This is a genomic window from Bhargavaea massiliensis (assembly GCF_050480245.1).
Lineage (GTDB): Bacteria > Bacillota > Bacilli > Bacillales > Anoxybacillaceae > Anoxybacillus.
The window spans coordinates 1-12,265 of record NZ_JBCNEQ010000052.1; the positions used below are offsets into that span (position 1 = coordinate 1).

The following is a 12,265-nucleotide window of genomic DNA, read 5'->3' on the forward strand; positions in this document are numbered from 1 at the left end:
TTCCTTGCGTAAGTTTCGTGAGAGGAACGGATTTGACTAGATAAGGGGGAGAGGAAGATGAGAGAACAATATCCGGTGCTCTCGGGCGCCGAGCCGTTTTACGCCGAAAACGGGCCGGTCGGGGTGCTGCTCGTGCACGGATTCACCGGCACGCCCCACAGCATGCGTCCGCTCGCTGAAGCGTATGCGAAAGCCGGCTATACCGTTTGCCTGCCGCGCTTAAAAGGGCACGGAACGCATTACGAAGACATGGAACGGACGACATTCCACGATTGGGTCGCCTCGGTCGAAGAAGGATATGGATGGCTGAAACAACGATGCCAAACCATTTTTGTCACCGGGCTGTCGATGGGTGGGACGCTCACGCTTTATTTGGCGGAACATCACCCAGACATCTGCGGCATCGTGCCGATTAACGCCGCTGTCGACATCCCGGCCATCGCCGCCGGGATGACGGGCGGGGGCGAGCTGCCGAGGTATCTGGATTCGATCGGTTCGGACTTGAAAAATCCGGATGTGAAAGAGCTGGCATACGAGAAAACGCCGACTGCTTCGCTTCTTCAGCTGACTAGGCTGATGGCACAGACAAAAGCGAAACTCGATCGCATCGTCTGTCCGGCGTTGATTTTTGTCTCCGACGAAGATCACGTCGTGCCGCCGGGAAACGCCGACATCATCTTTCAAGGCATTTCATCGACGGAGAAAGAGATCGTCTGCCTCCGAAACAGCTACCATGTGGCGACGCTCGATTACGATCAACCGATGATTATTGAACGGTCTCTCGAATTTTTCGCCAAGCACGCCGGATAAAACGAATCGGTATATGGCTGATCCTGTTCAAAGGAGAGGCCATTTTTTGTTTGTCGGTATTTTTGTGAAAAAATATGTGGCTGTTTTGCCGGGCTTGTTCTACACTTATAAATAGCTGGAAAAAGAATAAGGGAGTTTTCTTTGTATGAATCATATCAAACCGATCGCATTGCTCGTTGAAGAAAAACGAATCGTGGATGCCCTTGCCCAGGTGCGGCCGCTCATGGCTTCGTGGGACGAGGTCGAACCGTTTCGGACGCTTGTCCGCCTGTTCGACTACGCGCTTATGTACCGGCATAGCGGGCTTGTCGCCCGGTACGCCCACCGGAAGTTCAACACGCTGCAGACGCTCGCGTGGTTGTGCGACGAATGGCTCGATCAACGCCGGCCGCTCGATGTGGAAGAGGCGCTCACTCCGCGCCTGACCGCCGCGCTCGAAGGCCGGGTGGAGGAGCCGAGGGAAGTGCGATCGTCCGGGCGGCGTTTGCGTTGGTGCGCGCTTTATTGGATATGCAGCGGATTGATGTTAGTCTAGATTATAGACACAACGAATAGAGAAATGTATAGTAAATCTATCAATGATGAGGGGTGTCTATAATGACAAGACGTTTTGATAAAGAATTCAAAATACATGCAGTAAAATTAGTGGTCGAGGAAGGAAAGGTGGTCGCTCAAACCGCAAGACAACTCGATATTTCGCCAAAAACTCTTCATAAATGGGTCGCAGATTATAAAAAAGATGATGAGCATAGCTTTGTGGGGAGTGGAAACCTCAAGCCGGAAGATCGTGAAAAGCGTGAACTTCAAAAACGCATTCGGGATCTGGAGGAGGAAAACGCGATCTTAAAAAAGGCCATGAGCATCTTCGCCAAAAACCAGAAGTAATTTATACATTCATTCATACGCATAGAAAAGAGTTTCGCGTGGCGAAGACGTGTGAAGTCTTAGGCGTTTCAAGAAGTGGATACTATGCATGGGCCAAACGACCCGAAAGTCAACAAAAGAAAAGACAGGAAGCATTGAAAAAGCAAATCAAAAAGATTCATATCGATTCAAGAGAAACGTATGGCAGTCCAAAAATCACAAAAATCCTTCAGAAACAAGGGGTTAAGGTATCTCAAAAAACGGTCCATGAAAGATGGTGATATTCGTTCAAAAACAAAGAAAAAATATAAGGTAACCACAAACTCGAAGCATCATTTGCCTGTGTATCCCAACTTATTGAATCAGCAGTTTGAAGCAGATGAGCCGAATCAAGTATGGGTAGCGGATATCACGTATATTTGGACGAAAGAAGGATGGCTGTATTTAGCTTCGGTCATGGATTTGTTTTCTCGTAAAATCGTTGGCTGGTGTCTTTCCGAGCGCATGACAAAAGAGTTAGTGATCAAAGCATTAAACCGGGCCATCAACGAGAGAAAGCCTCAACCAGGTCTGATTCACCATTCAGATCAAGGGAGCCAATATGCATCGAACGAGTATCAAGCCATTTTACGACAGCACGGAATGCAAACCAGCATGAGTCGAAAAGGAAACTGTTATGATAACGCATGTGCGGAATCGTTTCATAGCATCATCAAAAAGGAACTGATTTTCCACGAAACCTTTACAACAAGAGGAGAAGCCAAACAGCGAATTTTCGAATACCTGGAATGTTTTTATAATGCCCAACGAATTCATTCGGAAAACGGGTACATGTCGCCAATGGAGTATGAGAAGATGCATCAGCAAGGCAAAAAGCAGTGAACTCTTCTCTCCACAAAGTCACGATATAAGAGGCCACCAAACGAGGTGCGGTAGTAGGGTTTTAAAATTTTTCTCGATTTTACGTGTCTATTTTCTTGACATAATACCAATGTACAGCAAGACCCGTTTGTTAGACAAACACGCAGGAGGGATTTTCATGAAGAGAGCACTCATTAACATCGACTACACCGTCGATTTTATCGCCGATCATGGCGCGCTCACATGCGGGAAGCCGGGGCAGGCGATTGAAGAAGAACTTGTACGGGTGACGAAACAGTTTATCGATCGTGGAGATTTTGTTGTCTTCGCCATTGACAAACATGTGGCGGGAGATCACTACCATCCGGAAACGAAGCTGTTTCCGCCGCATAACATTGAAGGGACGGAGGGCCGAAAGCTGTACGGGGAGCTCGAAGAGGTGTATCAAGCAAATAAGCATAAAGACAACGTCTACTGGATGGACAAAACGCGCTACAGCGCGTTCGCCGGGACCGATTTGGAGCTGAAATTGCGCGAGAGAGGCATCACGGAAGTGCATTTGGTCGGCTGCTGCACCGATATTTGCGTCCTCCATACGGCGGTCGATGCATATAATAAAGGCTTTCGCATCGTCGTCCACCGGCGGGCGGTCGCGAGCTTCGACGCGGCGGGACACGAATGGGCGCTCCGCCATTTTCGCCATACGCTAGGCGCAGAAATAGTGGAATAATGGAGAAAACATGATAGAATAGACGGTCAACGTTCTTTTTCTCCATTCGGCGGCGCAGTAAGGCTCACTCCACTGTCACCGCCCGAAGTATGTCGAAAAGCTCTGCGGAGAGAAATCTCTGCGGGGCTTTTCTTTTGTCTTCCCTTTCTTTGATTAAAAAGAAAAAAGGCAAAGCGACAATGGCTTTCCCCTGAAATGGATGTGGATGATATCTAGTCATCTGAGACTTTAATCAAAACTTCTTCTCTTTTCCGTTTTATTCGTTTCCAAAGATACAGTCCAGCGAAGAATAAACGCTTTGTAACTATTCAGCCACATGATCAAGTGGGCTGAATTTAATCACTCTTTCCCTTCAAAAATTAAATTTTCAACCTAAAAAACGGTTCATGCTCTCACTTTTTCACCCCATTTGTCATAAAAATTTTCCGTAAAATTCAATTTTCCACTTTTGCATTTCCCTTATTTCCCGATTTTAATCAAATTGTCCCTTATATTCTACGAAAGGATGATTTGTATGCAATACCTCGATTTAAAAATGGATTTTATGTTTAAACAACTGTTCGGCCACCCAAGCAGAAAGTCAATCACGATGGCGTTTTTAAATGCGTTGCTACATCGGACTGGAGATGATCGCATCATCGACGTACAGTTTGAAAACACCGAACTAACGAAAGAAACAGAAGACGGTAAGACTGGACGGTTAGATGTCATCGTTCGCACAAACCGCGGCGAGCGCATTCACGTTGAAATTCAAATCATCCCACAATACGGTATGCCCGAACGGCTATTGTATTACTGGGCAAGGTTGTTTTCATCTTCACTATCGAAAGGAGAACGGTACGACATCCTCCCTCCAACGATTATGATCGCCATCTTAAATTATCCCCTTTTCCCATATGAAACAGATCACTTTCATACCGTTTTTCACATTCGTGAAGACGAAGAACAGTTTCTTTGGAGCGAGCACCTTGAATTTCATGTACTCGATTTGTCACAATTTATGGTAAAATGGAAGAAATATCGGAGAGAAGTGAAACAGTCACCGGAATGGCCATGGCTAACGATGTTGTCGGCTGTCGATGGACGAACGAAAAAAATGGATGAAGAGATGTTTCGTGAATTGGAGGGAATAGCCATGACAGAACAAGACATTTTAGAGGCGCTAGAAGAATGGCAAAACTTAAGCGTCGACCCCGAAAACCGTTACGCATACGAAATGCGGCTGAAGTGGCTCCTTGATCAACTCTCAAACATTCGCGGCAGTCGGGAAGAAGGAAGACAAGAAGGATTGAAAAAAGGTCGAGAAGAAGGGAAAAATGAAACGATTCGAAAAATGGTCGAAAAAGGAATGAGTATAACAGACGTTGCCCATATTCTCGACATGACAGAGGAGGAAGTACGGGAACGGTTGGGAGATTAGCGAACGGTGTCGGGTGCTGTTCAACTATGTTGTGTCCCTCTTTGTCCCACGTCAATGATGTTGCACAGGTGATTGGAGAGCGATCAGAAAATCGATTCGCTGTTCAAATACGTCCTGAATTAGCGAACGGTGCCAGGCACTGTTGAGAAGCATCGTTTCTACACTGACGAAACACGAAAAAAACGTGTGGGATTCGTTATGTCTTCTGTTGACGGGTGACACGCTTGATCGTGTTCTTTCTACCACTTAGGGCATTTTCTATTACGGGGATGCCCTATTTGTGTTGCGCTTCTTTACATACTACTATCGGAGTGAATAGTTACATTAAATGAATCGCACGGTAAATATTGGATTAATTTTTTTAAATTCCATTCTTTTTTTGTTTTTAATTCAAATAAATATTTGAATAATATAAAGAAATGGGGGTATAATATATTCAAACGGAAATTTGAATATGAAAGGGGGATAATGAATGAGTAAGAAAGATACATGTGAAATTTATTGTTATGACGAAGAAAAAGTCAATCGAATACATGGTGAATTGCAAAAAGAAGATATATCCAGTGTTGTCCTGTTGTTTAAAGCACTGACAGATGAAAATAGGGCAAAAATTGTCTATTCACTTTGCCAAGATGAAGAGTTATGTGTATGTGATATTGCTAATATCATCGGGGCTTCTGTTGCAACAACTTCCCATCATTTACGGACCCTTTATAAACAAGGGATTGTAAAGTATCGAAAAGAAGGAAAGCTAGCATTTTATTCGCTGGATGATGACCATATTAAGCAGTTAATCATGATTGCGTTAGCACATGAGAAAGAGGTGAAAGCCCGTGTCTGAACAACAAGCAAAATTATCTAAATCAGAAGCGAAAACCTACCGTGTTCAAGGATTTACTTGTGCAAACTGTGCGGCAAAGTTTGAAAATAATGTAAAATCATTGCCAGGTGTTCAAGATGCTAAAGTAAACTTTGGAGCATCTAAAATTACCGTTTGGGGTACAACAACCATCGAAGAATTAGAAAAAGCAGGAGCTTTTGAAAACTTAAAGATTCGGGAAGATAAAGAAAAAGCAGTCAAGCGTGAACCTTTTTGGAAGCAAAAAGAGAACATTAAAGTGTACATTTCCGCCGTTTTGCTTGTGATCAGTTGGTTTCTAGGGATGCAATACGGAGAAGAGCATATCTTTGCGACAATTGGATATGCTGCAGCAATTTTAATCGGTGGATATTCGTTATTTATAAAAGGGTTCAAAAACCTAGTTCGATTGAATTTTGATATGAATACGCTGATGACAGTGGCGATTTTAGGAGCTGCAGCGATCGGTGAATGGGGAGAAGGTGCAACGGTTGTTATTCTATTCGCCATTAGTGAAGCCTTAGAGCGTTATTCCATGGATAAAGCTCGTCAATCCATTGAATCGTTGATGGATATTGCTCCAAAAGAAGCATTAATTCGTCGAGGAAATGAAGAAATGATGGTCCCTGTTGACGATATTCAAGTCGGGGATATTATGATCGTAAAGCCTGGTCAGAAATTAGCGATGGATGGAATCGTCATCAAGGGTACATCTACGCTAAATCAGGCTGCCATTACGGGAGAAAGTGTTCCAGTAACCAAAACAGTCGGTGATGAAGTTTTTGCAGGAACATTGAATGAAGAAGGGTTATTGGAAGTAAAAGTTACAAAACGAGTGGAAGATACAACTCTTTCGAAAATCATCCATTTAGTGGAAGAAGCTCAAGCAGAACGAGCACCTTCTCAAGCGTTTGTAGATCGTTTTGCCAAATACTATACACCAGCCATTATCATTTTTGCTCTTTTACTAGCCGTTATTCCTCCATTATTTATGGGTGCTGATTGGAGCGAATGGATTTATCGAGGTCTAGCTGTATTAGTGGTTGGTTGTCCGTGTGCGTTGGTTATTTCCACGCCTGTTTCGATCGTAACTGCCATTGGAAATGCAGCGAAAAACGGTGTGTTAATTAAAGGTGGTATTTATTTAGAGGAAGCAGGAAACTTAAAAGTGATTGCTTTTGATAAAACAGGGACATTAACAAAAGGTGTTCCTTCCGTCACCGATGTAGTCACTTATAATGGCGATGAAAATGAACTAATGACCATTACAGCAGCCATTGAAAAAGGCTCACAACATCCACTTGCTTCCGCCATTATAAGAAAAGCAGAAGAAGATGGATTGAATTTTAAGGATGTATCGGTTGAAGAATTCCAATCCATTACAGGTAAAGGGGTCAAAGCCAAAGTAAATAACGAAATGTATTATGTCGGAAGTCCAGGTCTTTTTGAAGAACTTCTTCCAAATGGCATCCAATCAGAAATAAAAGAACAAATTACAACCCTTCAAACACAAGGGAAAACGGTCATGGTATTAGGGACGGAAAAAGAAATTCTGGCGTTAATTGCCGTGGCAGACGAAATAAGAGAATCATCCAAGGAGGTTATTCGAAAACTTCATCAAGTCGGTATTGAAAAAACGGTAATGTTGACAGGGGATAACCAAAGAACAGCCGAAGCCATCGGAAAACAAGTCGGCGTTTCCGATATTAAAGCCGATTTACTTCCAGAAGATAAACTGAATTTCATCAAAGAGCTTCGTGACAAGCATCAAAGCGTGGCGATGGTTGGAGATGGTGTGAACGATGCACCAGCTCTTGCAGCTTCAACCGTTGGTGTGGCAATGGGTGGTGCTGGAACCGATACAGCCCTAGAAACAGCCGATATTGTCTTAATGTCTGATGATTTAAGCAAATTGCCATATACGATTAAATTGAGCCGCAAAGCTTTAGCGATTATTAAGCAAAACATTACTTTCTCTTTAGGGATTAAGGCATTGGCATTACTGTTAATTGTGCCTGGTTGGTTAACGCTATGGTTAGCGATATTTGCGGATATGGGAGCAACATTAATCGTAACATTAAACAGCATGCGGTTGCTAAAAGTTAAAGAATAGGCTCTTCACCACAAGTGTACTTGATCATTTAAGGTAGGTGTGCATAGAGGGTACAAAAAATGCGAATTTTCCTGTATGGTAAAGGTGACCAAACCAAACCATGGAGGGAAATTCGCATGTACTCTCAGTTTATCAAGGAACTCATCGATTTACCAGATGTTTTGATTCAAAAGGTGCGAAAAGAAGGGAAACGTTGGATTTTCGAACTTTCTCTACCCGAACAATGCCCGTTATGTCCTGTCTGCTTGAAGCGCACGATCAAAATGACAGTCAAAAAGAAGCAATGGATGCATGGCTATGCTCAGCGAATCGGAATTTTTTTGATCGAACTTCCTGTCGAGCGCAGACGTTGTAGCACGTGTGGCGTGACGTTCAGCACGTCGTATCCAGCCATCTCTCCTCGAAGTGTGGCGACGGATGCTTTTCAGCGATGGGTCGCGCAATCTTGCATCGGAACATCCATTCAGGCGGTGGCTCGTATGCTCAAGCTTCCTTACACGACCGTTGAACGATGGTTTTATACCCATGCTCCTTCCTATCGAATGATACCCAACCAAAAGCGGTTTGTGTCGATGAGTTTGCTTTTCGAAAAGGGCACGACTATGGAGTGGCGATCATGGATGCCGAAACGGGAGAAGTGTATGCCATGGAAGCAGGAAAGAACGAGGAAGCCATTGGGCGTGCATTGGCTCATGTATCTCGTTCCGTTCAGTATGTCGTGAGTGACTTGGCTCCAGCGATGAAAAAAGCGATTCAACGGGTTTGCCCAGAGGCGACATCCATGTCATTCAGCTGTTTACCGATGCGTTAGAGCGTTGCCGCAAATATTTGGGCAAAGGAGGCAAGAAACACGGAAATGTTCGTTACGTTTGCCGTTTATTGAGCCAATGCCCAGAGAAATTGACGGAGGAAGAACGTCAAATCATACGGGAATGGTGTAAGGAAAGCGATTACTTAAAGTCTGTTTACCAATCGCTCCAACATGTTCGCTATGTGTTCAAAAGCAAAGATGAGTAACAGGCGAAACGACGCTTGAAGGCTTGGATTCATCGGTATTTGTTTTGTCCTTGTTCCGTTGTTCGTGCCATCGCAAAATCACTCGTCAAGCGAACAGACGAAATGATATCGTGCATTTTATCCCATTATTCGAATGGGAAGATGGAGGGAACGAATAACAAGATCAAGCTGATGAAACGTCGGGGATACGGATACCGAAATATCCAGCGTTTTGCACTGCGGGTTCGGCTGGAAACAGCTAACATACTTTCATGACAGGTGCAAGTACATCTTTCGGTGATGAACCATATTTTTGAAGTTCGACGAATATACAATTGGTCAGTGAAACATGGAAAAGGTTCATTTCACTGGGGATGGATCTTTTCCCATCATCATATTCCGTGAAAAAAAGAAGGGGATGAGCATGAAGTTTTCTGAGTTTCGTTATGAGCGGCCGGACATCACTCAATTGCAGGCATCGTTTCAAGAAGCGCTTGACTCGTTCCGCCGTGCGGGGAGCGCCGCCTTGCAACACGAGGCGATGAAGCGGATCAATGAGCTGCGCCGCCGCTACAGCACGATGGCGAACCTTTGCCATATTCGCCATACGATCGATACAAACGATGAGTTCTATAAGAAAGAACAAGACTTTTTCGATGAAACGGAGCCGATCGTCAAGGGGCTTGTCAACGATTATTACCGCGCGCTTGTTTCCTCGCCGTTCCGCGCTGAATTGGAACAAGTGTGGGGGAAACAGCTGTTTGCGTTGGCCGAAGCACAGCTGAAAACATACGCACCGGCGATTGTAGAGGACTTGCAAAAAGAAAACAAGCTGGCAAGCGAATATACGAAGCTCATCGCATCGGCGAAAATCATGTTTGAAGGGGAAGAGCGGACGCTTGCCCAGCTGCAGCCGTTTGTTGAGTCGCCGGACCGCGCGATGCGCCAACGGGCGAGTGAGGCACGATTTTCGTTTTTCATGGACTATGAAAAAGAACTCGATGAATTGTATGATGAGCTTGTCCACGTCCGCACGGCGATCGCCCGCAAGTTCGGTTTCCAAAACTTTGTGGAACTCGGCTATGCCCGTTTAGGCCGGACCGATTACAATGCCGATATGGTCGCAGGCTACCGCCGGCAAGTGAAAACGCACATCGTCCCACTCGCAGCAAAGCTGCGCGAGCGCCAGCGGCAGCGGATTCAGGTCGACCGGCTTACGTATTATGATGAGCCGTTCATGTTTCCGAGCGGCAACCCGGCGCCAAAAGGGGACGCCGCTTGGATTGTTGACAACGGCCGGCGCATGTATGAAGAGCTGTCGCCGGAAACAGGCGAGTTTTTCCGCTATATGGTCGAACATGAATTGATGGACCTCGTCGCCAAAAAAGGAAAGGCGGGCGGCGGCTATTGCACCTATATCGATGACTATAAGGCGCCGTTTATTTTCTCGAACTTTACCGGAACGTCCGGCGACATTGACGTACTGACCCATGAAGCGGGGCATGCGTTCCAAGTGTATGAGAGCCGCCATTACGACATTCCAGAATACAACTGGCCGACGCTTGAGGCGTGTGAAATCCATTCGATGAGCATGGAATTTTTCACATGGCCGTGGATGGAGCTCTTTTTCGGCGAAGACGCCGACAAATACCGGTTCGCCCATTTGAGCGACGCACTTTTGTTTTTGCCGTACGGCGTTGCGGTCGATGAATTTCAGCACGCTGTCTACGAGAACCCGGATATGACGCCGGCTGAGCGGAAGAGTGTCTGGCGCAACATCGAAAAAGCGTATTTGCCGACAAGAGACTACGCCGGCCATGACTACCTTGAGCGCGGCGGATTTTGGCAGCGGCAAGGGCACATTTACACCGACCCGTTTTATTACATTGATTATACATTGGCGCAAGTGTGCGCGTTCCAGTTTTGGAAGCGGGCGCAGGAAGACCGGGAATCAGCCTGGCGCGACTATGTGGCGCTTTGCCGATTGGGCGGCAGCCGGCCGTTTACTGAGCTCGTCAAAAGCGCCAACCTAAAGTCGCCGTTTGCTGACGGGGCGGTCGCTTCGGTCGTCGGCCATATCGAGCGGTGGTTGGACAGCGTCGATGACAAAGCCTTGTAAAAAGAAGCAAAGAAGGCGGGCGGGAACAGCACCGCCCTGCTTTTCTTTATCATCTCGCGCCGAGAAGACCCCCACTTCCACGTGTTGGGCGGGGATGGCTTGGTTGACAGCCTGCTGTGGGGCGGGTGTTTCCAACAATCTCTCACCTCAAAGCTCAAGCGTAGGTGGGAGAGCGTTCAATTTGAAAACTTCTATCAAACTGGGGAAAAGGGGGAAAACGATGATCCGTAAAGCCACACGGGTCGACGCACTAGCCATCGCTTCGGTCCACGTCGAAAGTTGGAAGACGACGTACAGCGGCATCGTGCCGGACGCGTACTTGGAGACGTTGGCAGTGGAAGAAAAACAAGCGTTATGGGAGAAGGGGCTCAGCCAAGCGGACCATTCCGTGTTTGTCGCCGAGGAACACGGGCGCGTCGTTGGATTCATCTCCGGCGGACGAAACCGGGCGAGCGACGGCCCAGCGGCCCGATATGACGGGGAGCTGTACGCGGTGTATTTGCTCAAAGAGGCCCAAGGAAAAGGATGGGGACGGCGGCTTGTGCAAGCCTTGGCCCGCGACTTGGCGCAAAAAGGCATTCATTCGCTCGTCGTCTGGGTGCTTGCCGCCAATCCGTCGCGCGGTTTCTACGAACGGCTTGGCGGTGAAAAACTGGCCGAGGAAAGGGTGGAAATCGGCGGAACAGTGTTATCGGAGTGGTGCTACGGCTGGCGAGACGTCCAATTGATGGAACAGTAGGTGGACTGCCGAACCGTCGGCCGCCCGGATGAATTGAAACAGGAAGCAGGCGCGGAAACGATTGAGCAAGCGTTTTTGACGTTTGGAGGTGTCCGTCGATGAGAGTGTTGGCCATTGTCGTCCGCATCATCCGCCAGTTTTTCCGCGACAAGCGCACGCTGGCGCTCATGATTGTCGCGCCGATGTTTGTCTTGTTGTTAATGGATTTGGTGTTTAATGGCGAAGAATACAAACCAGATCGTCACGCCGACATTGTTTCAGTCCGTCGCCCCGTTTTTGGCGAAAGAGTTTGTCCGTGAAGTGTTTGACAACGAATATGAGACGTACGAACAGTTTTTGCGCGCGGTGTTTTCCAATCGCTACGCCTTTGTGAAAAAGTATTTGCCAGCGATTCGTATGCTTTGGCAGGAGCTCGCCTTTCATTCCGAGATTAAACAGTGCTTTCAACGCGTGTTTACAGAGCACGTGTATCCAAAATTCGCCCGCATTGTCCGCCATTTTCAAGAGAAAGGGGAGTTGGCCGAGCTGCCGGTTGATTCGGTCATCCGCTTGACGATCACGAAACTTACGCAAGGAAGCCCCTGCCTTTAGGCACGGGGAGGAATTGCACCTTACGCAAGTTCCGCCACCCCCTTTCCATAAGCATATCCGTCAAATCGCTGAATGACTTGGACATATCTATAATTTATTCCTTGTGCGATACGCTTTCCGTCCTTGCCTTTAATATCGAAACTTCCAGTCTTTCTACATGACA

General features: G+C 46.6%; 10 protein-coding genes and 4 pseudogenes. All 14 read left to right on the forward strand.

The features are described from left to right. Positions 1-57: 57 nt before the first annotated feature. Positions 58-810: an alpha/beta hydrolase gene (locus tag ABEV15_RS10475; RefSeq protein WP_498853159.1), complete on the forward strand. Its 753-nt coding sequence runs from the start codon at positions 58-60 to the stop codon at positions 808-810. 145 nt (positions 811-955) lie between these two features. After that, a pseudogene (locus ABEV15_RS10480) lies at positions 956-1,350 on the forward strand (hypothetical protein); the annotation flags it as partial. Between the two features lie 57 nt (positions 1,351-1,407). Further along, positions 1,408-1,695: a transposase gene (locus tag ABEV15_RS10485; protein ID WP_498853160.1), complete on the forward strand. Its 288-nt coding sequence runs from the start codon at positions 1,408-1,410 to the stop codon at positions 1,693-1,695. A gap of 38 nt (positions 1,696-1,733) precedes the next feature. Further along, entirely contained in the window at positions 1,734-1,955 is a 222-nt protein-coding gene (locus tag ABEV15_RS10490) for an IS3 family transposase (RefSeq protein ID WP_498853161.1), read from the forward strand. Then, complete coding sequence (locus ABEV15_RS10495; RefSeq protein ID WP_498853162.1) at positions 1,876-2,556, forward strand: IS3 family transposase; 681 nt, start codon at positions 1,876-1,878, stop codon at positions 2,554-2,556. Before ABEV15_RS10490 ends, ABEV15_RS10495 begins: the two co-directional genes overlap by 80 nt. A gap of 157 nt (positions 2,557-2,713) precedes the next feature. Continuing rightward, a complete protein-coding gene (locus ABEV15_RS10500) occupies positions 2,714-3,265 on the forward strand; it encodes a cysteine hydrolase family protein (RefSeq protein ID WP_014195912.1) in 552 nt (183 codons plus the stop codon). Positions 3,266-3,779: 514 nt separating this feature from the next. Continuing rightward, positions 3,780-4,685, forward strand: coding sequence for an Rpn family recombination-promoting nuclease/putative transposase (locus ABEV15_RS10505; RefSeq protein ID WP_498853163.1), 906 nt, complete (start codon positions 3,780-3,782; stop codon positions 4,683-4,685). 472 nt (positions 4,686-5,157) lie between these two features. Continuing rightward, complete coding sequence (locus ABEV15_RS10510) at positions 5,158-5,526, forward strand: ArsR/SmtB family transcription factor (RefSeq protein WP_498853164.1); 369 nt, start codon at positions 5,158-5,160, stop codon at positions 5,524-5,526. Then, positions 5,519-7,657: a heavy metal translocating P-type ATPase gene (locus ABEV15_RS10515; protein WP_498853165.1), complete on the forward strand. Its 2,139-nt coding sequence runs from the start codon at positions 5,519-5,521 to the stop codon at positions 7,655-7,657. The genes ABEV15_RS10510 and ABEV15_RS10515 overlap by 8 nt, the downstream gene beginning before the upstream one ends. Positions 7,658-7,773: 116 nt before the next feature. Beyond that, positions 7,774-8,929 (forward strand): annotated as a pseudogene (locus tag ABEV15_RS10520) (ISL3 family transposase). Between the two features lie 148 nt (positions 8,930-9,077). After that, on the forward strand, positions 9,078-10,772 hold the full coding sequence (locus ABEV15_RS10525) for a M3 family oligoendopeptidase (protein WP_498853167.1): 1,695 nt from the start codon (positions 9,078-9,080) through the stop codon (positions 10,770-10,772). Positions 10,773-10,992: 220 nt separating this feature from the next. Next, positions 10,993-11,511: a GNAT family N-acetyltransferase gene (locus tag ABEV15_RS10530; protein WP_498853166.1), complete on the forward strand. Its 519-nt coding sequence runs from the start codon at positions 10,993-10,995 to the stop codon at positions 11,509-11,511. A gap of 98 nt (positions 11,512-11,609) precedes the next feature. Further along, positions 11,610-11,747: pseudogene (locus tag ABEV15_RS10535) on the forward strand (ABC transporter permease); the annotation flags it as partial. 1 nt (position 11,748) lies between these two features. After that, positions 11,749-12,072: pseudogene (locus ABEV15_RS10540) on the forward strand (TetR/AcrR family transcriptional regulator); the annotation flags it as partial. Positions 12,073-12,265: the final 193 nt, after the last annotated feature.